Source organism: Micromonospora cremea, assembly GCF_900143515.1.
In the GTDB taxonomy this organism is placed as follows: domain Bacteria; phylum Actinomycetota; class Actinomycetes; order Mycobacteriales; family Micromonosporaceae; genus Micromonospora; species Micromonospora cremea.
The window spans coordinates 3,469,346-3,492,773 of sequence record NZ_FSQT01000002.1; the positions used below are offsets into that span (position 1 = coordinate 3,469,346).

Here is a 23,428-nt window from a genome sequence, read left to right on the forward strand (position 1 = left end):
CTGACCACTCTCGCTGCATATTGCTGCTTTCGTGGGCCTGGTCGGTGAAGCGTCGGCAGGGTCGAATGATCACCACTGGGACCAGGTTCACCTGTTTGATGCCGACGCGAGATGCCTGCTTCGCTCCGCAGATCGTGTCTGGTTCGGAAAATTCGGGAATCGACGGACCCAAGTGCGATCCACAACACGGTCCACAGTAGACATGCCGGGCGGCCGAACGGCCCGCCTACCCCTCCGACCTGTCCGACGCCCGCTGGGCGCTGATCGCATCACGACTGACCGCCTGGCGCCAGGCCAGGGACTGCGCCGAACAGGCCGGCGGGCGGTGCGTGGCGGCCCTCCTTGACGTGCGAGTAGTCGCGAGCCTCCGCCACGAGGCCGGTCTCGTCGAAGCGCAACAACGTGCAGCCGGAGATGGTCGTCGGTTGACCCTTGACGTAGATCACCGACCAGTACTCCACGGCAGCCGCATCGCCGTCGACCTGTGGCTCGGCGAACCGCACCTCCGCGGGGCGGGACTCCTCGGCGAAGCACTCCTGGAGATAGACGCGAAGCCCGGCACGTCCGCGGTACCGGCGGAACATCGACGCCCAGTGGTCGCCGTCCTCGCTCTGCAGGGCGGCGATCGCCTCCACGTCCCGGACCGGCCAGGCTTCGGTCCAGGTCCTGGCCCACCGCCGGGCCAACTCTCGGGCGTCCACGACCGTCTCCTCCGCCAACCGATTCCGTGTCACCGCACGTCGTACCAGGAACCCCTGACATCCCCGGGGGCGGACATCCGGCCTAGTCCTGAGTCGCCAGCCGCGCGACCGCCTGGGCCAGGACCTTCGCCCGCGTCTCGGGGGTGCGGGCCTTGAGCAGCGGCAGGATCACGGCGTACCGGGCGGAGCGACCGAGCCGCTCGAAGGCGGCGGCCGCGCGTGGTTCGCCGGCCAGCGCGGCCGTGAGATCGGGCGGGACGGCGGCGGTGCGCTGCGACTCGTACGCCGCCTCCCACCGCCCGTCCGCCTTGGCGGCCGCGACCTCCGCGAGCCCCGCGGGGCGCATCCGCCCAGTCGCCGTCAGTGCCTCGACCTTCGCCACGTTGACCTGCGACCACGAGCTCCGTGGCCGGCGGCGCGAGTACCGCTGGAGGAACGACACGTCATCGAGGCCCTTGCGCTGGCCGTCGATCCAGCCGTAGCAGAGGGCCACGTCGAGCGCCTCCACGATCGTGATCGAGGCGAGCCCCGAGTGCCGCTTGGCGATTCGCAGCCACGCCTCGCCCCGCACCTCGTGCTGCGCGGCGAGCCAGGCCTCCCATGCCGTGGCATCGGCGAAGTCGAGCACGTCCACGTCACGCCGGCTTCAGGGACGAGAGGACGTCGAGGTAGTGCGGGTTGTTCATGACGCCCAGCACGTTGCCGAACGGGTCGACCACCGCGGCCGTGATGAACCCCTCGTCCCCGTGCGGCGTGATCGGCTGGTACTCCGTGGCGCCCATCGCCAGCAGTCGCGCGACGGTGGCGTTGAGGTCGTCTACGTGCCAGTGCACGACGGCGCCGCCGGGCCCGGTCGCGCCGGGCGGCGCGTACCTGCGGTCGATGATGCCCAGTTCGGCCTGGTAGTCGCCGATGCGGAACTCGGTGTAGGCGGGGCGTCCGTCGGGTCCGGCTCGCAGGAAGTAGGCCTGTGTGCCCAGGAACTCCGCGTACCAGGCCGTCGCCGCTGCCACGTCGTCCGCCCAGATGTTCAGTGTGGCGAATCCTCGCAGGCTCATCACGTGTCCCCTCGTCGATGTCTTCTGCGGCCACGTTATCGGCGATTGCGGAAGCTGCGGTTCCGCACTGACGGCACACGCGGAGTTGTTGGACGTACTGCGACCATCGACCGCCCGTCAGAAGAGGGTCAGGGGCTCGACCGGTATCGGCTCGGGCAGCGCTTCGAGCTCGGGTACGCGTGCTCGTACCTCATCGTGGAAGCGGCGGGCGAGCACGGGCGCGTCGGCGTTGTCCGGGGTGTGGACGAACATCGTCGGCGAGCGACCCTCGCGCAGCCATCCGGCGACGACGTCGACCCAGCGCTGCCACCCCTCGACCGTCCGCGTGGTGTCGTCGCGACCGAGGTAGCGGACGATCGGCCGGTCGGTCAGCGCGAGTGAGCGGAGCGGCACGCGCGGCTTCTTCGTCCAGGCGTCCCGCTCCGCGTCGCTGGTCGGCGGGCTGGCGAAGAACGCGGTGGTGTCGAACGGGATCCACTCCGCGGCCGCGGCGGTGAGGGTCTCCGCCAGAAGTCGGGTCGCGCGGGGGTCGGTGAAGAACGCGGGATGGCGGACCTCGACGGCGTACCGGTGGGACCGGGGGAGCCGGCTCAGGAAGCGGCTCAGGGTCGGGACGTCGGCGGGCGAGAACGACCCGGGCAACTGGATCCAGAGGGCATGGGCGCGCGGCCCGAGCGGCTCGATCGCGTCCAGGAACGCGCGCAGCGGTTCGTCGGCGTCGGTGAGCCGGCGTTCGTGGGTGACGACCTTGGGAAGCTTGAGGACGAACCGGAAGTCGGGATCCGTCTGCGCGGCCCAGGACGCCACGGTGTCCCGGGCCGGAGTCGCGTAGAACGTCGTGTTTCCCTCGACGGCGTCGCACCAACTGGCGTAGTGCCGTAGGCGCTCCTGCGGCGGAAGAGGATGCGCCAGCAGGCGGCCCTGCCACGACCTGTGGGTCCACATCGCGCATCCCACGTAAAGACGCACCGCCGCCCCTCCCCAGGTGAACCGCCTGACCGGAGCCCACGGTATACGCGCCGCCGGACGGACCGGGAGCGGCGGTGCGGCGTGTAGGGTCCGACGCCATGCGCGTGCTGTTTGCCAGCCTTGCGTCCGTCGGTCACACGTACCCGTTGATCCCACTGGCGATCGCCGCGCGGGAGGCCGGGCACGAGGTGCACTTCGCGGCCGGCACGGAGGTGCACGCGCCGCTGGCCGCGAACGGCCTGCGGCCGTTCCGCCCCGGCGACGCGTTCTACGAGGTGTACGCCGAGGATCTCGAACCGGAGCTGGCCCGACTGCGCCCCGACCTGGTGGTGCATGAGTGGGGGCTGCCGGGAGCGGCCGTCGCCGCCCAGCGGGCCGGCATCCCGGGCATCTGGCACGGGTTCGGTCGGATGTTCCCCGACGGCATCGGTCTCGAACTGCCCGCGAAGAACACCGAGGTGGCCGGTCGCCCGCACCTCGACATCTGTCCACCTTCGTTGCAGGACAAGGACTTCCTCGCCACGGAACGCCGGATCGAGCTGCGGCCGGTCCCGTTCTCGACACCGGCCGCGCTGCCCGCGTGGGCGAGCCACCGCACATCCCGAGCACTCATCTACCTGACCCTCGGTACCGCGTTCGGTACGGCGCAGCTGCTGAGAACGGCGATCGCGGGATTGGCGGCGCTGGACGCGCAGGTGGTGGTGGCCGCCGGTCGGGTGCCACCGGAGCAGCTCGGCGAGATTCCCGACAACGTGGCCGTGTACCCCTGGGTGTCGCAGGCGGAGCTGTTGCCGCACGTCGACCTGGTGGTGCACCACGGCGGCAGCGGCACCACCCTCGGCGCGCTCGCGGTCGGCGTCCCGCAACTGCTGCTGCCGCAGGGCGCGGATCAGTTCGCCAACGCCGACGCGGTCAGCGTCGCGGGCGCCGCCCTGCGCCTGCTCCCCGACGAGGTGGACGCGGACGCCATCGCCGAGCACAGCCGCAGGCTGCTGCCGCGCCACGCGAGGGCCGAGCACCGCCAGGCGGCCCGGGCGATCGCCGAGGAGATCGCCCGCATGCCATCCCCGGCCGCCGTCGCTCACCGCCTGCCGGAGTACGCCAGGGCGGGCTGAGCCGCCGATGCCCGGACGGGCCGCCCACCTACCGCCGCTGCGCCTATCCGACGATCAGGTCGAGCGTCGCGAGCTGTTCCGGGTCGGCCACCACCTCGATGCCGATGATCCGGTCGGTGACGATGAAGCTGAGCGCGAGCCGGACGCCCTCGCCGAGCTCCACGACCGCCCCCGGCATCCCGTCGACGTACGCCGGCGACGCCCCCTGGGCGCGGCCGTTGAAGAAGCCGGCGATGACGGCCGAGCCGCGCCTCTCGGCGGCCGACCCCAGGGCCGCGGCCACCGGATCGGCGCGCATGACGACGTGCGGGTCGAGCAGACTCACCAGGTCGTCGAACCGGCCCTCGCGCGAGGCGGCGAGGAAGGCCTCGACCACTCGCCGCTGACGGGCCGGGTCCGTCTCCCGAACGGTCCCGCCCTGGTGCACCCTGCGGCGGGCCCGGCTGGCGATCTGGCGGACGGCGGCGGGACTGCGGTCGACCACCGCGGCGATCTCCTCGAACGAGACCGCGAACATGTCGTGCAGGACGAACACGAACCGTTCCGTCGGCGCGAGGGTGTCCAGGACGACCAGGAGCGCCCGCCCGACCGACTCGGTCAGCATGGCCTCACGCTCGGGGTCGACCGGGGCGCTGTCGGTCGGGTCGGGCTCCGGTGCGGCGGTGTCCCACGGCTGCTCCGGACGGGCGGTACGCGTTCGCAGCCGGTCCAGGCAGACCCGGCCGACCGTGGTCGTCAGCCAGCCGGGCAGATTGTCGATGCCCGCGACATCGGCTCGACTGAGCCGCAACCAGGTGTCCTGAACGGCATCCTCGGCCTCCGCGCCGGAGCCCAGCATCCGGTGGGCGACCGCCCGTAGCCGCGACCGGTTCTCCTCGAAGCGACGGGCCAGCACATCCGCTTCGATCATGACCTTTCCACCCCCGCGCGCCTGAGCGCTCTGTGACCGCCGCCACATCTGTCACGCCGTCGGCTTGCCGGCCGACATCCCAGTGACAACCGGGACGTCGTACCGCGACGGACGCCGGGCAGCCTAACAAGACGGGACGACCAACATGATCACCGAACCGCGCATCCAGAACCCCGCCAGCCTGCTGCCGGACGCCGTGAAGGCGAGCAACCTGCTCTACAGGGCCGCGCACTCGGTCGGGGTGCCGGGCAGCACGCTGGAGCTGGTGCACCTTCGGGTCAGCCAGATCAACGGGTGCGGCGCATGCGTCGACTCGGGTGCCCGGGGCGCCCGGAAGGCGGGCGAGACCGAGGAGCGGCTGTTCGCGGTGGCCGCCTGGCGGGAAACCCCGTACTTCACCGAGGCGGAGCGGGCGGCGCTCGCGCTCGCGGAGGCCGCCACCCGGCTCGCCGACCGGGCCGACGCCGTGCCCGACGACGTCTGGGCGGAGGCGGCCCGGCACTTCGGCGAGAAGGAGCTCGCCGCGATCGTGCTCTGGGTGGCCACCAGCAACTTCTTCAACCGGCTCAACGTCACCACCCGGCAGCCGGCCCCGCAGGCATGGGGCTGACGAACCCTCAGCTTGATCACCTGGTGCTCAGCAGCTGCTCCGGCGACGTGCTGAGCATCAGGTGTTCGAGGGTGCATTGATCGTCAACTTGAGGTTGACGCCTGGGTGGCGTCAACCTATGGTTGACGCATGACGGATCCTATCCAGATGACGAATCCCGTTCGCCTCGACGACCTGATCCAGGCGATCAAGAAGGCGCACAGCGACGCGCTCGACCAGCTCACCGACGCGGTGATCGCCGCCGACCACCTGGGTGACGTCGCCGACCACCTCATCGGTCACTTCGTCGACCAGGCCCGGCGCTCGGGCGCCTCCTGGACCGACATCGGCCGCAGCATGGGGGTCAGCAAGCAGGCTGCGCAGAAGCGGTTCGTGCCGAAGGCCTCGACCGAGGCCGCGGCCCTCGACCCGAACGCCGGCTTCGGTCGGTTCACGCCCCGCGCCCGCAACGTGGTGGTGGCCTCGCAGGAGGAGGCCCGCGCCAGTGGACACGCCGAGATCGGCCCCGAGCACCTGGTGCTGGGCCTGCTCGCCGAGCCGGACGGGCTGGCCGCCAAGGTGATGGCTGGTCGGGGCGCCTCCCCGGAGGCGGTGCGCGAGGCGGTGGGCGCCGCCCTGCCGCCGCCGGCCGACCAGGTCCCGGACCTCATCCCGTACGACGTGCGCGGCAAGAAGGCGCTGGAGCTGACGTTCCGGGAGGCGCTGCGGCTCGGGCACAACTACATCGGCACCGAGCACATCCTGCTCGCCCTGCTCGAGCAGGAGGATGGCGCCGGCGTGCTCACCAACCTCGGCCTGGAGAAGTCGACCGTCGAGGCCGACCTGGCCGCCGCCCTCGCCGCAGCCGTCCGCCAGAAGTGACCCTGCGCGATCAGGGCGTCGGGAAGCCGTAACGCAGGGCGTGCTCCGGATCGGCCGGGTCGATCTGGCGCACGCCCGCGTCGGCGAGGCGCTTGTTGACCTCGTCGAGCTGCTCGCGCACCAGCCGGGCCTCCTCCTCGGTGACCCGTCCCCGGTGCGGCTTGCCGGCGTGGTCCAGCGTGCCGTGGTCGATCTTCTCGGCGCTCTTGCGCGCCTTCGGCGGGCGGACCCGCTCGGCCGTCTTCAGCAGCTGCGCCATCGGCACGTCGGTGGCCATCGCGTCGAACTCGCTGGCGGTCAGCACCACCCGGCGCGGCTCGCCGCCGCCGTGCCGGTCGTGGATCTCGACCACCGCGACGTCCAGCGCCGCGTCGTCGATGTTCTCCACCTCGGTCGGGGTGGCGTCCAGTTGCACGGGCCCGGCGACCAGGTCCGGGTGCTCCAGGACGACGACGCGGACCACCTCGTCGTCGTCCTGCAGGACCGTGCCGGTGAAGTCGGAGACGTGGATCGTCTTCTTGCCCATGCGCGGAGCTTCTCCTGTCGTAGGCCGGATTTCAGACCAGAAGAAGTTACCCGACAGGTGTGCGAAAGCCGGCGTTGGACAGCCCGGGTGTGTCGTGGCCGGCGCCACCCGGGTCAGCGGGTGTTGAGACCCCGCCGTGCGGAACTGCCGGCCGGCAGCTTGTTCAGCTCCGCCCAGGACAGGGCGTCCGCGCTTCCCGTCGTGCGGGTGCGGCGGTACCGCGGCTGGGCCGGAAAGCGTCCGGCGGCCTCCGCTGCCCGCCAGAGTCGCTCGGGGTCCTGCTGGTAGCGGTCGTTCGGCTGAATCGGCATGACCATACCGTCCCAAACAAAGGTGTCCATGTATGGAAATACCTATGACGGTCGATCGGTGCGCCTGGTTCCCCGTCTCAACGGCAAAGTGGTCTGCGGCGTCGCAGCCCGGCCCTCGGGGATCGTCCGCCCGTCGGGGCCGCCCGGCGTACGGTGATCCACGACGGGCCGGCTGAACGGGGAGGTGCGCATGCTCGACCGGCGGCTCCAGCTGCACCTGGCCACCTGGCTCGGCCAGTGGCCGGCCGCTCCCGGGCTGCACGTCGTCGCCTCGCACCGGCGGGCCGAACCGGCCTGGGATGGCCGGCTGCGCCCCGCGCTCGCCGTGGACACCGGGCAGAGCGCCGTGCTCTCCGTGCCGCCGGACCGGGTGGCGGCGGTCCGCGCTCTGATCCGGCGTGCGCCGGATCGGCTGCTTCCGTCGCTGCCGGAGACTGTCGGGCTGCCCGACTGGTGCGTGCACGACGGCCCCTTCCGGTGGACGCTGGCTCCCGCGCCGCTGCCGGACGTGGGGGAGTGGACCGAGTCGACGGCCCCCGGGCTGCCGCCCTGGCTGCGGCTGTTCGACCGGCCGGTGCTGGTGGTCCGCGACGCGGACGGCAACTACCTGGCCGGGGCGGGGATCAAGCGGCACGACGCGTACGGGCGCGAGCTGGCCGTCGGCACCGCGCCCGCCGCGCGCGGTCGCGGTCTCGCCCGCCGGCTCGTGGCGCAGGCGGCCCGGCGGGTGCTCGACGAGGGCGCGGTGCCCACCTACCTGCACGAGCGGGACAATCACGCCTCTGCCCGGGTCGCGGAGGCGGCTGGCTTCCCGGACCGGGGCTGGCGTGCGTACGGGGTCTATCCACGCTGAGGCTGCCGTCGCGGGGCGCGGACCGCGGATCCCGGGCCGGATCCACGGTCCGCAACCTTCCCCCCAGGTCCCGGCTTTCCGGTGACCGGCCGCGTGGTGGACGGGCCGGTACGTGCCGATCACGCTACGTATCGAGCAGGCTCGGTGCAAGGTGCGAGCTGTCGGTTCGGAGTGTCGAATAGCGGACTTGACCTGCGGCTGAGCTGGTCGAGGATGTCGGCCGGCTCAGTGACGTAGCGTGCGGATGAGGTCGAGCACCTGCCGGGTCACGGGGCGGAGCACCCGCAGCCGGGACAGCGCCACGAGCCGGTCGATCAGCGGTACGGCACCGTCGATCAGCTGCCGGGTCTTGATCTGCCCGGAGGATCTGTCGTGCACCCAGTAGAGGACCACGCCCATGTACGCCAGCCAGAGCAGCTCGGGCAGCTGGGGGCGTAGTTCGGCGTCGACCTTGGCGGTCGAGCCCGTCAGCACCTCGGCGAAGAGGTCGATCGCCGCCTGTCGGGCGCCGGACGACTCGGCGGAGAAAGGGCTGAGCGGGGAGGTGGGCTCCGCCGCCGTCTTGAAGAAGGTGGCCGCGAAACCATGCGATGGGGTCAGCACGTCGATGCCCGCGTGCAACACCCCGGCGAGCCGGGCGGCGAACTCGTCTTCCCGGTCGAGCACCGGTTGGGCGGCGGCCCGGTGCTCGATCTGGGAGTGAGCGTAGAACTCCTGGATCAGGTGGTCCTTGGACCCGAAATAGTAGTAGGCGTTGCCGACCGCGACGCCGGCCTCCTGCGCGATCGCCCGCATGGTGGTCTGGGCGTAACCGCGCTCGCGGAAGAGCCGCATCGCGGTGTCCCGGATCAGCTGCCGCGTCTGCTCGCCTCGGGCGGTCGCAGGCTCACCCGCAGCGGTCGTCGGCGCAGTCTCCTCGGTCATCGAGGTCACCGTATCCCGCCATCTCGTCAGCCGGCTCAGCCCGCGCATCGCGAACCCGCTCCCGTATCGCCGAGGCGGTGGCCACCACGTGCCGGGCGAGCGGCAACAGGTGCGGTCGGGCCAGCCGATCAGCCGTGGACCGGTGGTCGGCCAACGCCCAGAGGCAGGCGAACCAGGCGCCGTCGCCCGCGTACACCTCGCCGCTGTCGGCCACCACGGTCAGGTCGCGCAGTGTCGCGTCGTGGTTCAGGCCCGGAAAGCGCCGCCGGGCCTCGGCCGAGCCGGCCGGCACGAACTCCAGGGGTACGAGCTGGGCCCGGGAAGCCAGCCATCGGCGGGCGGCACGGCAGAGCGGGCAGTTCGCGTCGAACAGGACGACGAACTCCCGGATCCCACCGCCCCCGTGTGCGGTGGGATCCGGGAGCCGGCCGTGGCTGTCGGCCGGTGAGGCAGTCATCGCGGCGGCGGTGGATTGTGCACCGACCCGCCGCCCGGCTGCGAGGTCGGCTGGGCGGCTGCCTGCGCGCCGGTCGGCAGGAGTGGGCTGGTCGGAGGCGAGCCGTGCGGTGTGGACGGCATGGGAAGCCGGCCGACCGGTGCGAGCGGCGGATGGGTGGCGAGCTGGCGGAGTCGACCGCGGCGATAGCGGCCGAGCGCGAAGACGTTGAAGGAGTGCAGCGCGCCGAGCACCAGCAGCACCAAGCCGACCTTGAGGGACAGCTCCTCCATCGCCTGGCTGGTCGAACCCACCGGGTCGGGGTGTTTCATCGCCACCGTCACGTAGCCGAGGTTGAGCAGGTAGAAGCCGACCACCAGGAGGCTGTTCACCGCTTGGGCCAGCCGCTCGTCGGCGAACACCTCCTCGAGGAAGACCTGCCCGTTGCGGGACAGCGCCCGGGCCACCCAGATGGTCAGGCCGATGCTGACCACGAGGTAGATCAGGTACATCCAGACCTTGATATCCATGCGGACGCCCTTCTTGAACCTGTTCAACTACCGACGGCGTCAGCGTAGGACAGGTATTGAACATGTTCAAGAGAGGATGGCCGACCCCGGACCCGACCTGCTCGACCGCTCAGCCGGCCAGGCCGAGCGCCTCCGCCGCCGCCCGACCGTTGGCGTGGCTCGCGCCGTACGTGGTGACGAAGGCGCGTACGCCGGCCGGGCGCCACTGCGCCGGCCAGCCCATCTCCACCACGGTCACCGGGTGCTCCGCGGCCAGGCCGGCGATCAGCTCCGGGCCGCCGGGCAGCCGGTGCAGGTGCCGCCCGACCAGCACGATCGGCCGGTCACCGGCCAGCTCGCGCAGCGTCGCCTTGTCGGTCTCGGCGGCGATCACCCGGATCTCCTGCACACCGTCCAGGTGCGGGCCAAGGCCCCACGGCACCCGTCCTTCGGCGATGGTGGACTCGGTGTGCAGCTGCACCACCAGCGGCCGACCCAGGCCGGTGAGGATCCCGTCCACCTGGACCGCCCGGCGCGCGGCCGCGTACCCCAGGTCGGTTTCGGCGGTGCCCGGCGATTCGCCGGCGGTCCGGGTCCACTCCGCGAGCGCGGCGGCGCGGCCGGCCGCCTCCTCGACGCGGGAGGTCGCCAGCCGGCCGTCGGTGATCGCGTCGACGATCTCGGCGGCCACCCGCTCGACCAGTTCGGCGTCGACCTTCGCGCCGATGCAGAGCAGGTCGGCGCCGGCGGCCAGGGCGCGCACCGCGGCGGGGCCCACGCCGCCGGCCGCGACTGCCGCGCCCTTCATCTCCAGCGCGTCGGTGATGACGGTGCCGGTGAAGCCGTACTCGGTGCGCAGCAGGTCGACCAGGACGGCCCGGCTGAAGGTGGCCGGACCGGTGCCGGTCAGCGCCGGCACGCGGATGTGCGCGGTCATCACCGCGCGCGCCCCGGCGGCGACGACCGCGGCGAACGGCGGCAGGTCCCGCTGGCGCAACAGGTCCAGCGGAACGTCCACGGTGGGCAGCTCGTGGTGAGAGTCGGTGACGGTGGCGCCGTGGCCGGGGAAGTGCTTGGCGCAGGCGGCGACGCCGGCGGCCTGCAGGCCTGCCACAGCGGCGGCCGAGTGGGCGGCCACCCGCACCGGATCCGCGCCGAACGACCGCGTGCCGATCACCGGGTTGTCGTCGGCGGTGTTCACGTCCACCGTCGGGGCGAGGTCGACGGTGATGCCGAGGGCGGCCAGCTCGGCGCCGATCGCCTGGTAGACCCGTCGGGTGAGCGCCACGTCGCCGATCGCGCCGAGGGCGGCGTTGCCGGGGTACGGGCTGCCGGTGGCGTGGGCCAGCCGGGTCACGTCGCCACCCTCCTCGTCGATGGCGATCAGCACGTCCGCCCGGCCGGCGCGCAGCGCGGCGGTGCTCGCCGCCACCTGGGACGGGTCGTGCACGTTGGTGCCGAACAGGGTGTGCCCGGCCAGCCCGTCGGCCACCAGGTCGACGGCCCAGTCCGGGGGGACCGGTCCCGGGTACGCGGCGAGCAGCGTGCCGAGTGCGAGCCGGCGCAGTCCTGGATCGAGCCCCACGTGATCTTCCCCCTTCGGTACCCACGGGTACGAATGTCGTACCGGCGGTGGTCATCGCCCTGCCGGGTCGGCCGAGCGCTCCGCCTCCGGGTGGCCGATACGCTACGGCTACCCGTTCGCAGGTCGGTTTACAGTTAGCAAAGTTTACTAAAACTAGAGGACGTGGCATGAGTGCGACCCGGCTGCCCGGCACCCCCCGCCTGTTGCGCGCGCTCAACGACCGTGCCGCGCTGGAACTGCTCCTCGAACGCGGGCCGCTGACCCGGGCCCGGCTCGGCGAGCTGACCGGGCTGTCCAAGGTCACCGCCTCCCAGTTGGTCGAGCGGCTGGAGGAGCGCGGACTCGTCACCCGGGTCGGCGAGCAGGCCGGCGGGCGCGGCCCGAACGCCCAGCTCTACGCGGTACGCCCGGGCAGCGCCCACGTGGTCGGTGTGGACGTCGGGCCGGACCGGGTGGTGGCCGCCTGCGCCGACATCACCGGCGCCGTGATCGGCCGGGTCGAACAGTCCACCCGGGACACGGACGACCCGGTGGGCGTGGTGCACAACGCCGTGGTGCAGGCCGCGAGCAGCGCCCAGGCGCAGCTGAGCAGCGTACGGCGGATCGTGCTCGGCACGCCCGGTCTGGTCGACCCGCACACCGGCGACATCACCTTCGCCTTCAACCTGCCGCGCTGGCACAGCGGCCTGCTCGCCGCGCTGCGCGACGACCTGCACACCCCGGTGGTCTTCGAGAACGACGTCAACCTGGCCGCGGTGGCCGAGGCGCAGTCCGGCGCCGCGCAGGGGGTGGGCGACTTCGTGCTGGTCTGGGTGGGCGCCGGCGTCGGCCTGGCGATCATGCTGGGTGGGCGGCTGCACCACGGCAGCAGCGGCGCGGCCGGTGAGATCGGCTACCTTCCGGTGCCCGGCGCGCCCATCCCACGTGACGTCTCCCGTCGCGCCAAGCCGGCGTTCCAGCAGTTGATCGGCGCGGACTCGGTGCGCGCGGTGGCCCGCGAGCACGGCTACCCGGACGCCGACGCCGCCGAGGCGGTCCGCGCGGCCGTCGCCGACGGCGACCGCGGCGGCCCCATGCTCGACGAGCTGGCCCGCCGGCTCGCGCTCGGCGTGGCCAGCACCTGCGTGGTGCTCGACCCGCCGCTGGTGGTGCTCGCCGGGGAGGTCGGCCAGGCCGGCGGCGCCGCGCTCGCCGACCGCGTCCAGCAGGAGGTGGCGGCGATCACTCTGGTTCGGCCCCGGGTGGTGCCCACCGGGCTGACCGAGGAGCCGATCCTGCGCGGCGCGCTGCGCACCGCACTGGACGCCGTCCGCGACGAGGTGTTCGGCTCCACCGTCGGCTGAGCCCGCAGGGGCGGTCATGTGAAAGAATATTTCACCGCTGGCCGGCCTGCTGCAAGCTCTTGCCGCAACCGCCTGGGCCTGCCGGGCCGCCCGCACCGGGGCGGGCGGCCCGGACCGCGACTCAGATCAGATCGCGGCGACGGAACACGGCGAACGCCGCCACGGTCAGCCCGCCGGTGAGCACGAGCAGCACCACCAGCGCCGGCGCCCAGGTCAGCGAGTAGAACCCCTCGCAGTACATGCCCGGTTTCGTTCCGGTGCAGAGCTGGCTGTCGTAGAACTTCGCCTCACCGCTGAGCCACGCCCCGATGTAGCTGGAGAGCATCAGCTGGTCCGGGCGGCGGGCGTCGACGATCTCCAGCACCAGCCGGGCGCCCAGCTCCCAGACCACCGCGTACGCGGCGACCGCGCCGAGCGCCGCCGAGGTGTGCCGACCCAGCGTGGCGATGGCGAAGCCCAGCGCGCTGGCCAGCAGCACCAGCACCAGGCCACGGCCGTGCACCGCACCGAGGGAGCGCCAGAAGTCACTGCCCAGCCGGCCGGCCAGCCCGGCGGTCTGCCCGATCACCCAGAACGTGGCCAGGTAGACCACCGAGGCCACCACGGCCAGCGCCAGCACCGCGCCGAGCAGGGTGCCCAGCTTCGCGCCGAGCACCGTCAACCGGCGCGGTCGCCAGAGCAGCAGGTTCACCACGCCACCCGAGTTCAAGTCCGCGCCGATGTAGGAGGCGCCGACCAGGAACCCGAACAGCACCAGGAACGCGATGAGGAAGTAGAGCAGCGGACGTGCCTGCTGGGCGAAGCTGAACACCCCGGGGAGGAAGTCGGCGGCGATCGGCAGCCGGTCCCGCAGCGTCGGGTCGATCTCCGAGCAGTCGGAGGGGAAGTACTGCTCAGAGTCGCTCGGCGGGAGCGTGCCGTTCTGTCGGGCCAGACACTGCTGGTACGTGTCCTCCATGCTCTGCCGCGCCTCGGCGGCCTGGCTCCGCGCAGAGCTGAGCTCCTCCGCACTCGGCTTGTGCGAGCCAGCCAGGGTGGTCGCCGTGGTGACGCCGAACGCCAGCACCAGCAGCACGACCATGAGCTGCACGAATCGACGCGCGGACAGCCGCTCCACCTCGGCCCGGACCAGGTTCACGCGTCCACTCCCCGTACGTCGAGATCGATCTCAGCATCGCCCGCACCGAGCGGCAGCCCCGAGTCGTCCACCTGCCGGGGCACCGACGGATGCCCGCCAGCGCCAGTCAGCTCCAGGAAGACGCTCTCCAGATCCGGCCGCAGCGGGGTCAGCTCGCCCACCCACAGCCCCTGTTCACCGAGCACCCGGCTGATCACCGTCGGGTCGGTCACCCCGCCCACCACCAGCGCCTCGCCGTCCACGCTCGCCGTCAGCTCGGCCTCGTGCAGCAGCTCCACGGCCCGCTCCGGCTCGGCCACCCGGACCAGGAACTCATGCCGGTCATAGCCGGCCAGCACCTCGTCCACCCGGCCGGTCGCCACCCGCCGCCCCCGCGAGATGATCGTGACGTGGTCGCAGATCAGCTGGATCTCGCCCAGGATGTGACTGGACACCAGCACGGTCACCCCGGCCGCCGCCAGCGAGCGCATCAGGTCCCGCATCTCCCGGATGCCGGCCGGGTCCAGCCCGTTCGCCGGCTCGTCCAGGATGAGCAGCTGCGGGTCCTTCAACAGTGCCGACGCCACCGCGAGGCGCTGCTTCATGCCCAGCGAGTAGCCCTTCACCCGCTCGTCGCCCCGGTCGCGCAGGCCCACCGTGTCCAGCACCTCGTGAACCCGCGCGATCGGAACCCCGCCTGCCCGGGCCAGCAGCCGCAGAGTGCGGTACCCGGTGAAGTTGCCGAAGAACTGCGGGCTCTCCACGATGGCGCCGATCCGGCCGGCCACCCGGGGCAGCAGCTGTGGCGACGGCTCACCGAGCACGCTCATCCGCCCGCTGTCGGCCGAGACCAGCCCGAGCAGGGCACGCAGCGTGGTGGTCTTGCCGGAGCCGTTCGGGCCCAGGAACCCGTGGATCTGACCCGCCTCGACCAGCAGGTCGAACCCGTCGACCGCGACCCGTCGGCCGTTCCGCAGGCTGTGGAAAGTCTTTCGCAGACCCTCGATTTCGATGACCGCGCTCATCCGCGCGGCTCCGTACCTCGACGGGGCATGGGCCGTCCTCCGGGTGTGGTGATCAACGACACGGCGCTTCACCCTATGACTGGGACGCCGCCCATGGGGGGCACCACGGCGCTGCGTGGTTGGATGGTCCGGTGACTGGTGACCTGATCCCCGGCGCTGCCGGCGCCGCGCCTGCCGCCGCACCCGTGGACCCGGATCTGGTGGTCAGCCTCGACGGCGTCGGTGTACGCCGGTCCGGCACCGCCCTGCTGCAGGATCTGACCTGGCGGGTCGAGCTGGACGAGCGCTGGGTGGTGCTCGGCCCCAACGGGGCTGGCAAGACCACCCTGCTCAACCTCGCCGCCGGCCGGCTGCACCCCACCACCGGTGTCGCCCACGTGCTCGGCGAGCGGATCGGCCGCACCGACGTCAACGAGTTGCGTACCCGGATCGGGCTCTCCACCGCCGCGCTCGCCGAGCGGCTGCCCGCCGAGGAGCGCGTCAGCGACGTGGTGGTCACCGCCGCCTGGTCGGTGGTCGGCCGCTGGCGGGAGAGCTACGACCGCGGCGACGAGGCGCGGGCGCGGGCACTGCTGGGCCAGCTCGGCATCGGCGGCCTCGCCGAGCGCCGCTACGGCACCCTCTCCGAAGGTGAGCGCAAGCGGGTGCAGATCGCCCGCGCGCTGATGACCGACCCGGAGCTGCTGCTGCTCGACGAGCCCGCCGCCGGGCTCGACCTGGGTGGGCGGGAGGACCTCGTGGCCCGGCTGGCCGAGCTGGCGTACGACCCGGACGCCCCGGCCCTGGTGCTGGTCACCCACCACGTGGAGGAGATCCCACCGGGGTTCACCCACGCGCTGCTGCTGCGGGAGGGCGGGGTGGTCGCTCAGGGCCTGCTCGCCGAGACGCTGACCGGCGACAACCTCTCCAAGACCTTCGGCCTGCCCCTGGTGGTCGAGCGGTCGGGCGACCGCTACACCGCCCGCGCCGCCTGAGCGCGCGACAGGGCGGGAGGTGACCGTGCCGCAGACCCGGGTGGTCGTGGTGGGCAGCGCCAACATGGACCTGGTCGCGATGGCGCCCGCGCTGCCCCGGCCGGGCGAGACGATGCTCGGCACCGACTTCGTGATGGTGCCCGGCGGCAAGGGCGCCAACCAGGCGGTCGCCGCGGCCAGGGCGGGCGCCTCCAGCGCCTTCCTCGGCGCGATCGGCTCCGACGCGTTCGGCGTCACCCTCCGGGCCCGGATCACCGCGGCCGGTGTGGACACCGGCCACCTGCGGGTGGTCTACGGCGCTTCCGGGGTGGCGCTGGTGATGGTCAACGCGCAGGGGGAGAACGCCATCGTGGTGACCCCCGGCGCGAACGACGCGCTGACCGGCCTCACCGAGGAGGAGTTGGCCACGGTACGCGGGGCGGACGTCCTGGTCGCCCAGCTGGAGATCCCGGTGCAGACGGTGGCCGCCGCCGCGACGGCCGCCCGCGCCGCCGGCACCCGGGTCATCCTGAACGCCGCCCCGGCCCGGGATCTCCCACCGGAGCTGCTCGCCGCGGTGGATCTGCTCGTCGTCAACGAGGGTGAGGCGCAGGCGTTCACCGGCCGGGGTCGGGACGAGCCACGGGCGCTGCTCGACCTGGTGCCCCGGGCCGTGCTCACCCTCGGCGGTGAGGGTGCCTGGTACGTCGACCGGGAGGGCACCGAGGTGCACGTGCCCGCCGTCCGGGTCGACGTGGTCGACTCCACCGCGGCCGGCGACGCGTTCACCGCCGCGCTGGCCGTCGGCTGGGGCGAGGGACGGGACCTGGTCGACGCGGTGCGCTGGGCGTCGGCGGCCGGCGCGGCCTGCGTCCGTCGGCTCGGCGCCTCGGTGGCGCTGCCCCGCCGTGCCGAGATCGACGAGCTGTACGCCCCGGGCTGATCCCACCCGCGCTACGCCGGCCGGTCGGTAGCCGCCCCGGTGCGGAAGGCCCGGCGGTACGCCGACGGCGAGGTCCGCATGACCCGGCCGAAGTGGTGGCGGTACGTGACCGGGGCGTCGAAGCCCACCGCCCCGGCGATCTGTTCGACCGGGGCGTCGGTCTCCTCCAGCAGCGCCAGACTGGCCCGGACGCGCTGGTCGATCAGCCAGCGGATCGGGCTGGTTCCGGTGGCACGGGCGAAGTGCCGCAGGTAGGTGCGGGGCGACATGTGCGCCTGCTCGGCGAGCCGGGCCACGGTCAGCGGCTCGGTGAGGTGCGCGAGCGCCCAGTCGATGCTGCCGGCGATCCGGTCGTCGCCCGCGCCGCTGGGCACCGGCGCCTCGACGAACTGCGCCTGCCCACCATCGCGGTGCGGCGGGATCACCAGCCGGCGGGCGACCGCGTTGGCGATCGCCGCGCCATGGTCCCGCCGGATCACGTGCACGCAGAGGTCGAGCCCGGCGGCGCTGCCGGCGCTGGTGAGCAGGTCGCCGTCGTCGAGGTAGAGCACGTCCGGGTCCACCTCGACCCGCGGGTACCGCTGCGCCAGCAGTTCGGCGTACCGCCAGTGGGTGGTGGCCCGCCGGGCGTCCAGCAGCCCGGCGCCGGCCAGCGCGAACGCGCCGGAGCAGATCGACATGATCCGGGCGCCGCGTTGGTGCGCCTGACGCAGCGCGGTCACCAGCTCGGGCGACGCGTCGGCGGTCACGTCTGGCACGCCGGGCACGATCACCGTTCGCGCCGCCGCCAGCTCCGCCAGGCCGTACGGAGTGTGCAGGCTGGCCCCACCGACCACCGGCACCGGCCCGGGCCGTTCCGCGCAGACCACCAGGTCGTACCAGTCGACGTCGAACTCGGGCCGGGGCAGCCCGAACACCTCGGTGACGATGCCGGTCTCGAACACCGACATTCCCGGGTACGCGAGCACGGCGACGCGGTGACCGGCGGCCGGCCGCCGGGGCGACGGCAACGGAAGCGGCTCGGCCGCCAGAACACGGGTCGGCATGGCGGGATGTTAGCGCAGGACGTCGTTCCCGCCACTCGCCTCGGGTCGTGGTGCCCGCCAGGATCGGTCCATGACCTTCACCTTCGCCGTCCCGGCGGCCGATCCGGCCACCGCCGCCGCTCGTTTCCTCGCCCGGCTCAGCGTCGAGACCGACGTCAGCGACGTGCACGCCGACCTGTCCGCCCGCACTCCCGGGTTGGTGGTGGTCGATTCTCGGGGGGAGGCCGCCTGGGCGCAGGGACACCTGCCGGGGGCGGTGCACCTGCCCACCGCCGAGATCGCCAGCCGAGCGGCCGGGCTGATCCCGGCCGGCTCGGCCGTGGTCACCTACTGCTGGGGGCCGGGCTGCAACGGCGCGACCCGGGCCGCGTTGGAGTTCGCGCGGCTCGGTTACCCGGTCAAGGAGATGCTCGGCGGGTTCGAGTACTGGGTGCGGGAGGGTCTGCCGGTGGTGACCGAAGCCGGGCTGACCCGGCGCCCGGTCGACGATCTGACCGCGCCAGGCGCGTCGATCACCTGCGACTGCTGACTCCGGCTGCGGACCGTTAGGGGCCCGGCCGGCGAGGGCTCAGCCGACCAGATCGTCGCTGGCCTTCTCGCCCCGTCGGCGCAGCATGCCCAGGCCCGGGATGCCGGCGACGGCGAGCTTGAGGTCGCGGGTGACGTCGAGCAGGTCGTGCAGGTCGGGCCCGACCCGGTCCAGGGTGGCCAGGATCGGCAGGATGTCCGCCGTCAGGTGCTGCTTGAGCTTGGGCAGCTCGTCGATCAGGCGGATCGCCGCGGTGACCTCCTCGTGGCTCAGCTCCCCGACGAACCGGCCCGCCATCGGCGCGGCCCGCCGCAGGGCCGGCTCGTACGCCGCCAGCAGCTCAGCTGCGGTGGCCGCCGCCTCGGCCGCGGTGCCCACGGTGACCGCGGCCCGGCCGGCCACCGTGTCGGCCTCGGCGACCACCGTGCCGGCCAGGCGGGCGACCTGGTCGGCCTCCTGGACCACCACGGCCGCGGCCGTCGCCACCTCGGTGGCGGTGTCGATGGCGGTGGTGGCGGCGGCGCTGATCACCGCCACCTCGCGGACCGCCGTCTCGGCGTCGGTGAGCACCTGGTCGGTCCGGTCCAGCGTCGTCTCGATCCGATCCACCACGCCGTTGATCCGGGCCAGCAGCGCCTCCACCCCGTCCAGCACCGCGAACGCGCGGGCGGGCACGGCGGCGAATGAGGCGGCCGAGCCGAGCGCCTGGTCGAGAGCGGAGCGGGTCAGGCCGACCATCGCGGTGGGTGTGGGGAGAGGGATCGCCATGGGATCAAGTGTGCGCCGGCCGCACCACAACCCCCCGACGGCAGCCGGCCGGCGCGGCGGCCTCGGCCCGGCGGCTGGTCACCGATGATCCCCCTGCTGCTCGACGGCGCGTTGCACCGCTCGGTAGATCTGCCCGAACCGCAGCGCGTCCGGGGTGCGCAGCAGCAGCTGCTCCCGGCCGTGGTGCTGCACCCACAGCTCGTGCACGTGGTTGCCGCGCTCGTAGGAGCGGTCCAGCCAGCCGAGCGGGATCTCGAGGAACGGGGTCAACGCCAGCGCCCCCACGGCGCAGGCGACGAGGACGAGCAGCGCCATCTGCCAGTTGCCCCGGTCCTGCGCCGTGTAGGCCAGCGAGAGCACGCAGACCAGCGCGACCAGCGGCGGCAGCGAGAGCAGCAGGACCAGGACGCCGCGACCGAGCACCCGGCCGCGTACCGCGAGCGTCTTCGGGCCGCGCGCGTGCCAGACGTACGTCACGTCGGAGAGGGGGACGAGGTGACCGCCCGCCCGGATCGACTCGGAGGTCACCTGCACCGCGTCGTCCCGGTAATAGAGGGTCATCGCTAAGCCTAACCATCCGCCGGCAACCCGTACCCCTCGTGCGGTTTCGCTCAGATCTTGGACAGCTACCGTTCGCGCCGATCGGTAAGTGTCCAAGATCTTGGGGCTGGCGGGGTACGTCCGCCGCTTGCAAGCGACCGTCGGCGGTCGGTGCGGACACGGTCGTCCGGGTAGCTTGTCGAGACATGTCCGAGCAGGAACGCAATACCGAGGCGGTCCTCCGCTACCTCCGTACGTTCGTCACCAGGGACCTCGCCGAGCTGCGCGCGGTGGTCGCGCAGGACGTCCGGATCTACGGGTCAGGCATGGCGGTGCGGGGCCGGAACTTCGTGGAACAGGCCGTGCTCTCGCCCGGGTTGACGGTGCTTGACCAGGAGATCGTCGAGCTCTTCGCGGCCGGCGACCGGGTCGTCGTCTCGGTGGCGCAGACCTACCGGCGGGACGCCACCGGGGCCACTGCCGTGCAGAGTGCCTGCAAGATGTACCGGCTTGCGCAGAGCCGGATCGTCGAGTTCTGGGGCGAGCAGGACCTGTATGGCCTGCTGCGCGGGCTCGACCTGCTGCCGGACGAGCCGATCCGGTTATGAGCTGGGACCGCTATCGGCGGTTGCCGGGGCGGGCCGGTTGGCTGCGTTCGGCCGCGCGCTGCACCGCCCGGTAGATCTGACCGAAGCGCAGCGCGTCGCCGGTGCGCAGCAGCCGCACCGGCTGGCCGCGCCAGCGCGCCCAGATCTCCAGTTGCCGGCTGCCCCGGGCGTACGAGCGGTCCAGGTGTTCGAAAAGGAAGTCGGCGATCGGGCCGACGGCCAGCCCCACCAGCACCGACGCGCCGACGATCGCGATCGTCACGGTGGGCGAGCGTTGCAGCCAGACGGCCACGCCGATGCCGAGCACGGCCGCGACCAGCGGACCGGCCAGCGCGGCGCCGATCGCACCGCGCCCGACGAGGACCCGCCAGGAGCGGCTGCCCCGGCGGTGCCAGATCATGGTGATGTCGGCCAGCGCGTAGCTGCGGCCGTCCACTCGGACGGCGGTGGAGGTGACCTGCACCGACCTGTCGTCGTAATAGGTGATCATGGCTGAACTCCCGCCCGCGGGGCTGACACCAGACTACTTACCCAAACGAGCCGGGTCGTAAGGTTGGCACGCGACTTCGACGAGGAAGTGAGGGCAGCGTGGGCGAGTTCGTTCGGCTGGAAACCAAGGACGGCATCGGCACCATCCGGCTGGAGCGGCCGCCGATGAACGCGCTCAACACCCAGGTGCAGGAGGAGTTGCGCGCCGCCGCGACCGCGGCCACCGCGGACCCGCAGGTCCGCGCCGTCATCGTGTACGGCGGGGAGAAGGTCTTCGCCGCGGGCGCGGACATCAAGCAGATGGCCGAAATGTCCTACGTGGACATGGCCGACCGGGCCGCGAACCTGTCCAGCGCGCTCGGCGCGATCGCCCGGATCCCCAAGCCGGTGGTCGCCGCGATCACCGGTTACGCCCTCGGTGGCGGCTGCGAGCTGGCGCTGGCCTGCGACTGGCGGGTGGTGGCCGAGGACGCCAAGCTCGGCCAGCCGGAGATCAAGTTGGGCATCATCCCCGGTGCTGGCGGCACCCAGCGGCTGGCCCGGCTGGTCGGCCCGGCCCGCGCCAAGGATCTGATCATGTCGGGGCGGATGGTGGACGCGCAGGAGGCGTTGCGGATCGGCCTGGCCGACCGAATCGTCCCGGCCGCCGAGGTGTACGAGGCGGCGGTCGCGCTGGTGACGCCGTACCTGACCGGGCCGGTGCAGGCGCTGCGCGCGGCGAAGCTGGCGGTCGACGGCGGCCTCGACATGGACCTGAACTCGGGCCTGGCCTGGGAGAGTCAGCTCTTCGCGGCGCTGTTCGCCACCGACGACCGGCGCGAGGGCATGGCGGCATTCGTCGAGAAGCGCAAGCCGGGCTTCACGGGCCGCTGACCGGGCGGGGCCGGCGGTGCGCGACGCCGGCCCGACGGTGAGCCGAGAACGGTTCACATCCTGCCTACCGGCCAGTAGCGTGGGCCTCCGGTCAGAAGCGACGAAGGGAAGCGGCGATGACGGAGCGGGTCGAAGGTCACGGCGGGGAGTTGGCGCTCGCGGCGCTGCGGGCGCACGGGGTACGCGAGATGTTCACCCTCTCGGGCGGGCACGTCTTCCCGCTCTACGACGCCGCGCACAAGACCGGTTTCCCGATCTACGACGTCCGGCACGAGCAGTCCGCTGTCTTCGCCGCCGAGGCGGTGGCCAAGCTCCAGCGTCGCCCCGGCCTCGCCGTGCTCACCGCCGGCCCCGGCGTCACCAACGGGATCTCGGGCATGACCAGCGCCTTCTTCAACGCTTCACCGGTGCTCGTGCTCGGCGGCAGGGCGCCCGCGTTCCGCTGGGGCTCGGGCAGCCTGCAGGAGATGGACCACCTGCCGCTGGTCGCCCCGGTCACCAAGCACGCCGAGACGGTGTTCAGCACCGACGACATCCCGCGCGCGGTGGATGCGGCGCTCACCGCGGCGCTCACCCCGCACCGCGGCCCGGCCTTCCTCGACTTCCCGCTCGAGACGGTCTTCTCGGTCGCCGAGGCCGACCTGCCCGCCCCGACCGGCATCGACCCGGTCGAGCCGGACCCGGACGAGGTCTCCCGGGCCGCGACGCTGATCGCCGCCGCGCAGCGGCCGGTCATCATCGCCGGCTCCGACGTGTACGCCGGCGACGCAGTCGCCGCGCTCCGGGAGGCCGCCGAGACGTTGCAGGTGCCGGTCTTCACCAACGGCATGGGCCGAGGCTCGCTCCCGCCGGAGCACCCGCTCGCCTTCGCCAAGGCCCGCCGGGCCGCGCTCTCCGGCGCCGACGTGGTCGTGGTGGTCGGCACCCCGCTGGACTTCCGGCTCAGCTTCGGCGACTTCGGCGAGGCCAAGGTGGTGCACATCGTCGACGCGCCCAGCCAGCGCGCCGGGCACGTGCAGCCGGCCGCCGCCCCCGCCGGCGACCTGCGCCTAATCCTCTCCGCGCTGGCCGACCACGCGGGTGACCGGGCCGACCACAGCGGCTGGATCGCCGACCTGCGCACCGCCGAGGACGCCGCCCGGGCCCGCGACGCGGCCGAGATGGCCGCCGAGACCGACCCCATCCGGCCGGCGCGGATCTACGGCGAGCTGCGCCGGGTGCTGGCCCCTGACGCGATCACCATCGGCGACGGCGGTGACTTCGTCTCGTACGCCGGGCGGTACCTGGAGCCGGCCCAGCCCGGCACCTGGCTGGACCCGGGCCCGTACGGCTGCCTCGGCACCGGCATGGGCTACGCGATGGGCGCCCGGGTCAGTCACCCGGACCGGCAGATCTGCGTGCTGATGGGCGACGGGGCCGCCGGCTTCTCGCTGATGGACGTCGAGTCGCTGGTCCGCCAGAAGCTGCCGGTGGTGATCGTCGTCGGCAACAACGGCATCTGGGGTCTGGAGAAGCACCCGATGCGGGCCATGTACGGCTACGACGTCGCCGCCGACCTCCAGCCGGAGCTGCGCTACGACAATGTGGTCAGCGCGCTCGGCGGCGCGGGGGAGACGGTCGCCAAGGCCGCCGACCTGGGGCCGGCCCTGCAACGGGCGTTCGACGCCGGAGTGCCGTACCTGGTCAACGTGCTCACCGACCCGACCGACGCGTACCCCCGCTCGTCGAACCTGGCCTGAGTCGCACCCGCCACCCGCGCCGTCGCCCCCAGCGGGCGGCGGCGCGGTGTCGTCCCGCAGCTAAATCAGCGGAATGTCAGCGCCGGT

At 72.8% G+C, this 23,428-nt stretch carries 28 protein-coding genes and 1 pseudogene; 12 read left to right on the forward strand and 17 right to left on the reverse strand.

What is annotated here, in order from left to right:
• Positions 1–212: 212 nt before the first annotated feature.
• Positions 213–299 (forward strand): annotated as a pseudogene (locus BUS84_RS40305) (IS5 family transposase); the annotation flags it as partial.
• Here BUS84_RS40305 and BUS84_RS29750 read toward each other — a convergent pair.
• The 4 genes from BUS84_RS29750 to BUS84_RS29765 all read right to left on the reverse strand — a co-directional run bounded on the left by BUS84_RS29750 (position 270) and on the right by BUS84_RS29765 (position 2,704).
• Complete coding sequence (locus tag BUS84_RS29750; protein ID WP_342199020.1) at positions 270–734, reverse strand: nuclear transport factor 2 family protein; 465 nt, start codon at positions 732–734, stop codon at positions 270–272. The pseudogene BUS84_RS40305 and the gene BUS84_RS29750 overlap by 30 nt on opposite strands.
• Before the next feature lie 49 nt (positions 735–783).
• On the reverse strand, positions 784–1,335 hold the full coding sequence (locus BUS84_RS29755; RefSeq protein WP_074317548.1) for a YdeI/OmpD-associated family protein: 552 nt from the start codon (positions 1,333–1,335) through the stop codon (positions 784–786).
• Between the two features lies 1 nt (position 1,336).
• Positions 1,337–1,759, reverse strand: coding sequence for a VOC family protein (locus tag BUS84_RS29760; protein ID WP_074317549.1), 423 nt, complete (start codon positions 1,757–1,759; stop codon positions 1,337–1,339).
• Between the two features lie 117 nt (positions 1,760–1,876).
• Positions 1,877–2,704: a DUF72 domain-containing protein gene (locus BUS84_RS29765; protein ID WP_208869761.1), complete on the reverse strand. Its 828-nt coding sequence runs from the start codon at positions 2,702–2,704 to the stop codon at positions 1,877–1,879.
• A 122-nt stretch (positions 2,705–2,826) separates the two neighbouring features.
• Between BUS84_RS29765 and BUS84_RS29770 the strand changes: the two genes are divergently transcribed.
• On the forward strand, positions 2,827–3,843 hold the full coding sequence (locus BUS84_RS29770; protein WP_074317553.1) for a glycosyltransferase: 1,017 nt from the start codon (positions 2,827–2,829) through the stop codon (positions 3,841–3,843).
• A 43-nt stretch (positions 3,844–3,886) separates the two neighbouring features.
• On the opposite strand, the gene BUS84_RS29775 is transcribed toward BUS84_RS29770, so the two are convergent.
• Positions 3,887–4,753, reverse strand: coding sequence for a sigma-70 family RNA polymerase sigma factor (locus BUS84_RS29775; protein WP_074317555.1), 867 nt, complete (start codon positions 4,751–4,753; stop codon positions 3,887–3,889).
• A 145-nt stretch (positions 4,754–4,898) separates the two neighbouring features.
• Here BUS84_RS29775 and BUS84_RS29780 point away from each other — a divergent pair, with 145 nt between their 5' ends.
• Together BUS84_RS29780 and BUS84_RS29785 are read left to right on the forward strand one after the other, a co-directional pair.
• Positions 4,899–5,363 (forward strand): carboxymuconolactone decarboxylase family protein, encoded by a 465-nt coding sequence (locus BUS84_RS29780; RefSeq protein ID WP_074317556.1) that lies wholly within the window; start codon positions 4,899–4,901, stop codon positions 5,361–5,363.
• A gap of 129 nt (positions 5,364–5,492) precedes the next feature.
• Complete coding sequence (locus tag BUS84_RS29785) at positions 5,493–6,224, forward strand: Clp protease N-terminal domain-containing protein (protein ID WP_074317558.1); 732 nt, start codon at positions 5,493–5,495, stop codon at positions 6,222–6,224.
• A gap of 10 nt (positions 6,225–6,234) precedes the next feature.
• Here the strand turns inward: BUS84_RS29785 and BUS84_RS29790 are convergent, their stop codons facing one another.
• Together BUS84_RS29790 and BUS84_RS29795 are read right to left on the reverse strand one after the other, a co-directional pair.
• A complete protein-coding gene (locus tag BUS84_RS29790) occupies positions 6,235–6,750 on the reverse strand; it encodes a hypothetical protein (RefSeq protein WP_074317560.1) in 516 nt (171 codons plus the stop codon).
• 113 nt (positions 6,751–6,863) lie between these two features.
• Positions 6,864–7,061, reverse strand: a complete 198-nt coding sequence (locus tag BUS84_RS29795) for a DNA repair protein (RefSeq protein WP_074319208.1) — start codon at positions 7,059–7,061, stop codon at positions 6,864–6,866.
• A 190-nt stretch (positions 7,062–7,251) separates the two neighbouring features.
• On the opposite strand from BUS84_RS29795, the gene BUS84_RS29800 reads away from it, so the two are divergent.
• Positions 7,252–7,914: a GNAT family N-acetyltransferase gene (locus tag BUS84_RS29800; RefSeq protein WP_074317562.1), complete on the forward strand. Its 663-nt coding sequence runs from the start codon at positions 7,252–7,254 to the stop codon at positions 7,912–7,914.
• Positions 7,915–8,139: 225 nt separating this feature from the next.
• Here BUS84_RS29800 and BUS84_RS29805 read toward each other — a convergent pair whose 3' ends face one another.
• The 4 genes from BUS84_RS29805 to BUS84_RS29820 all read right to left on the reverse strand — a co-directional run bounded on the left by BUS84_RS29805 (position 8,140) and on the right by BUS84_RS29820 (position 11,368).
• Positions 8,140–8,838, reverse strand: coding sequence for a TetR family transcriptional regulator (locus tag BUS84_RS29805; RefSeq protein ID WP_074317564.1), 699 nt, complete (start codon positions 8,836–8,838; stop codon positions 8,140–8,142).
• The gene (locus BUS84_RS29810; protein ID WP_074317565.1) at positions 8,801–9,295 is read right to left on the reverse strand and encodes a thiol-disulfide oxidoreductase DCC family protein; all 495 of its coding nucleotides are present in this window, start codon (positions 9,293–9,295) and stop codon (positions 8,801–8,803) included. Before BUS84_RS29810 ends, BUS84_RS29805 begins: the two co-directional genes overlap by 38 nt.
• The gene (locus BUS84_RS29815; protein ID WP_074317567.1) at positions 9,292–9,804 is read right to left on the reverse strand and encodes a hypothetical protein; all 513 of its coding nucleotides are present in this window, start codon (positions 9,802–9,804) and stop codon (positions 9,292–9,294) included. The genes BUS84_RS29810 and BUS84_RS29815 overlap by 4 nt, the downstream gene beginning before the upstream one ends.
• A gap of 109 nt (positions 9,805–9,913) precedes the next feature.
• Positions 9,914–11,368 (reverse strand): glycoside hydrolase family 3 N-terminal domain-containing protein, encoded by a 1,455-nt coding sequence (locus tag BUS84_RS29820; protein ID WP_074317569.1) that lies wholly within the window; start codon positions 11,366–11,368, stop codon positions 9,914–9,916.
• 167 nt (positions 11,369–11,535) lie between these two features.
• Here BUS84_RS29820 and BUS84_RS29825 point away from each other — a divergent pair, with 167 nt between their 5' ends.
• Entirely contained in the window at positions 11,536–12,711 is a 1,176-nt protein-coding gene (locus BUS84_RS29825; protein WP_074317571.1) for an ROK family transcriptional regulator, read from the forward strand.
• 121 nt (positions 12,712–12,832) lie between these two features.
• On the opposite strand, the gene BUS84_RS29830 is transcribed toward BUS84_RS29825, so the two are convergent.
• Positions 12,833–13,849: an ABC transporter permease subunit gene (locus BUS84_RS29830; protein WP_074317573.1), complete on the reverse strand. Its 1,017-nt coding sequence runs from the start codon at positions 13,847–13,849 to the stop codon at positions 12,833–12,835.
• Positions 13,846–14,853: an ABC transporter ATP-binding protein gene (locus BUS84_RS29835; RefSeq protein WP_074317575.1), complete on the reverse strand. Its 1,008-nt coding sequence runs from the start codon at positions 14,851–14,853 to the stop codon at positions 13,846–13,848. The genes BUS84_RS29830 and BUS84_RS29835 overlap by 4 nt, the downstream gene beginning before the upstream one ends.
• 131 nt (positions 14,854–14,984) lie before the next feature.
• Here BUS84_RS29835 and BUS84_RS29840 point away from each other — a divergent pair, with 131 nt between their 5' ends.
• Positions 14,985–15,827 (forward strand): ABC transporter ATP-binding protein, encoded by an 843-nt coding sequence (locus tag BUS84_RS29840; protein WP_074317577.1) that lies wholly within the window; start codon positions 14,985–14,987, stop codon positions 15,825–15,827.
• Between the two features lie 25 nt (positions 15,828–15,852).
• Entirely contained in the window at positions 15,853–16,749 is an 897-nt protein-coding gene (locus BUS84_RS29845) for a ribokinase (RefSeq protein ID WP_074319209.1), read from the forward strand.
• Between the two features lie 11 nt (positions 16,750–16,760).
• Here BUS84_RS29845 and ftrA read toward each other — a convergent pair whose 3' ends face one another.
• Positions 16,761–17,795: a transcriptional regulator FtrA gene (gene ftrA / locus BUS84_RS29850; RefSeq protein ID WP_074317578.1), complete on the reverse strand. Its 1,035-nt coding sequence runs from the start codon at positions 17,793–17,795 to the stop codon at positions 16,761–16,763.
• A gap of 70 nt (positions 17,796–17,865) precedes the next feature.
• Here ftrA and BUS84_RS29855 point away from each other — a divergent pair, with 70 nt between their 5' ends.
• Positions 17,866–18,324: a rhodanese-like domain-containing protein gene (locus BUS84_RS29855; RefSeq protein ID WP_074317580.1), complete on the forward strand. Its 459-nt coding sequence runs from the start codon at positions 17,866–17,868 to the stop codon at positions 18,322–18,324.
• 39 nt (positions 18,325–18,363) lie between these two features.
• On the opposite strand, the gene BUS84_RS29860 is transcribed toward BUS84_RS29855, so the two are convergent.
• Both BUS84_RS29860 and BUS84_RS29865 read right to left on the reverse strand, forming a co-directional pair.
• Positions 18,364–19,092 carry a hypothetical protein gene (locus BUS84_RS29860; protein ID WP_074317582.1) on the reverse strand — a complete coding sequence of 243 codons (729 nt, stop codon included), beginning with the start codon at positions 19,090–19,092 and terminating at the stop codon, positions 18,364–18,366.
• Positions 19,093–19,170: 78 nt separating this feature from the next.
• Positions 19,171–19,653 (reverse strand): DUF6232 family protein, encoded by a 483-nt coding sequence (locus BUS84_RS29865; protein WP_074317584.1) that lies wholly within the window; start codon positions 19,651–19,653, stop codon positions 19,171–19,173.
• A gap of 185 nt (positions 19,654–19,838) precedes the next feature.
• Between BUS84_RS29865 and BUS84_RS29870 the strand changes: the two genes are divergently transcribed.
• Positions 19,839–20,240: a nuclear transport factor 2 family protein gene (locus tag BUS84_RS29870; protein ID WP_074317586.1), complete on the forward strand. Its 402-nt coding sequence runs from the start codon at positions 19,839–19,841 to the stop codon at positions 20,238–20,240.
• Positions 20,241–20,250: 10 nt separating this feature from the next.
• Here the strand turns inward: BUS84_RS29870 and BUS84_RS29875 are convergent, their stop codons facing one another.
• A complete protein-coding gene (locus tag BUS84_RS29875; protein WP_074317588.1) occupies positions 20,251–20,730 on the reverse strand; it encodes a DUF6232 family protein in 480 nt (159 codons plus the stop codon).
• Positions 20,731–20,828: 98 nt separating this feature from the next.
• On the opposite strand from BUS84_RS29875, the gene BUS84_RS29880 reads away from it, so the two are divergent.
• Complete coding sequence (locus tag BUS84_RS29880) at positions 20,829–21,602, forward strand: enoyl-CoA hydratase/isomerase family protein (protein ID WP_074317590.1); 774 nt, start codon at positions 20,829–20,831, stop codon at positions 21,600–21,602.
• A gap of 116 nt (positions 21,603–21,718) precedes the next feature.
• Positions 21,719–23,341, forward strand: a complete 1,623-nt coding sequence (locus BUS84_RS29885) for an acetolactate synthase (RefSeq protein ID WP_074317593.1) — start codon at positions 21,719–21,721, stop codon at positions 23,339–23,341.
• Positions 23,342–23,428: the final 87 nt, after the last annotated feature.

What these genes read in the sequence shown, in the direction of transcription:
- BUS84_RS29760 (WP_074317549.1), bottom strand. Translation starts at nt 1,759, where the DNA reads ATGAGCCTGCGAGGATTCGCCACACTGAACATCTGGGCGGACGACGTG.
- BUS84_RS29765 (WP_208869761.1), bottom strand. Translation starts at nt 2,704, where the DNA reads ATGTGGACCCACAGGTCGTGGCAGGGCCGCCTGCTGGCGCATCCTCTT.
- BUS84_RS29770 (WP_074317553.1), top strand. Translation starts at nt 2,827, where the DNA reads ATGCGCGTGCTGTTTGCCAGCCTTGCGTCCGTCGGTCACACGTACCCG.
- BUS84_RS29775 (WP_074317555.1), bottom strand. Translation starts at nt 4,753, where the DNA reads ATGATCGAAGCGGATGTGCTGGCCCGTCGCTTCGAGGAGAACCGGTCG.
- BUS84_RS29780 (WP_074317556.1), top strand. Translation starts at nt 4,899, where the DNA reads ATGATCACCGAACCGCGCATCCAGAACCCCGCCAGCCTGCTGCCGGAC.
- BUS84_RS29785 (WP_074317558.1), top strand. Translation starts at nt 5,493, where the DNA reads ATGACGGATCCTATCCAGATGACGAATCCCGTTCGCCTCGACGACCTG.
- BUS84_RS29790 (WP_074317560.1), bottom strand. Translation starts at nt 6,750, where the DNA reads ATGGGCAAGAAGACGATCCACGTCTCCGACTTCACCGGCACGGTCCTG.
- BUS84_RS29795 (WP_074319208.1), bottom strand. Translation starts at nt 7,061, where the DNA reads ATGCCGATTCAGCCGAACGACCGCTACCAGCAGGACCCCGAGCGACTC.
- BUS84_RS29800 (WP_074317562.1), top strand. Translation starts at nt 7,252, where the DNA reads ATGCTCGACCGGCGGCTCCAGCTGCACCTGGCCACCTGGCTCGGCCAG.
- BUS84_RS29805 (WP_074317564.1), bottom strand. Translation starts at nt 8,838, where the DNA reads ATGACCGAGGAGACTGCGCCGACGACCGCTGCGGGTGAGCCTGCGACC.
- BUS84_RS29810 (WP_074317565.1), bottom strand. Translation starts at nt 9,295, where the DNA reads ATGACTGCCTCACCGGCCGACAGCCACGGCCGGCTCCCGGATCCCACC.
- BUS84_RS29815 (WP_074317567.1), bottom strand. Translation starts at nt 9,804, where the DNA reads ATGGATATCAAGGTCTGGATGTACCTGATCTACCTCGTGGTCAGCATC.
- BUS84_RS29825 (WP_074317571.1), top strand. Translation starts at nt 11,536, where the DNA reads ATGAGTGCGACCCGGCTGCCCGGCACCCCCCGCCTGTTGCGCGCGCTC.
- BUS84_RS29835 (WP_074317575.1), bottom strand. Translation starts at nt 14,853, where the DNA reads ATGAGCGCGGTCATCGAAATCGAGGGTCTGCGAAAGACTTTCCACAGC.
- ftrA (WP_074317578.1), bottom strand. Translation starts at nt 17,795, where the DNA reads ATGCCGACCCGTGTTCTGGCGGCCGAGCCGCTTCCGTTGCCGTCGCCC.
- BUS84_RS29855 (WP_074317580.1), top strand. Translation starts at nt 17,866, where the DNA reads ATGACCTTCACCTTCGCCGTCCCGGCGGCCGATCCGGCCACCGCCGCC.
- BUS84_RS29860 (WP_074317582.1), bottom strand. Translation starts at nt 19,092, where the DNA reads ATGGCGATCCCTCTCCCCACACCCACCGCGATGGTCGGCCTGACCCGC.
- BUS84_RS29865 (WP_074317584.1), bottom strand. Translation starts at nt 19,653, where the DNA reads ATGACCCTCTATTACCGGGACGACGCGGTGCAGGTGACCTCCGAGTCG.
- BUS84_RS29870 (WP_074317586.1), top strand. Translation starts at nt 19,839, where the DNA reads ATGTCCGAGCAGGAACGCAATACCGAGGCGGTCCTCCGCTACCTCCGT.
- BUS84_RS29875 (WP_074317588.1), bottom strand. Translation starts at nt 20,730, where the DNA reads ATGATCACCTATTACGACGACAGGTCGGTGCAGGTCACCTCCACCGCC.
- BUS84_RS29885 (WP_074317593.1), top strand. Translation starts at nt 21,719, where the DNA reads ATGACGGAGCGGGTCGAAGGTCACGGCGGGGAGTTGGCGCTCGCGGCG.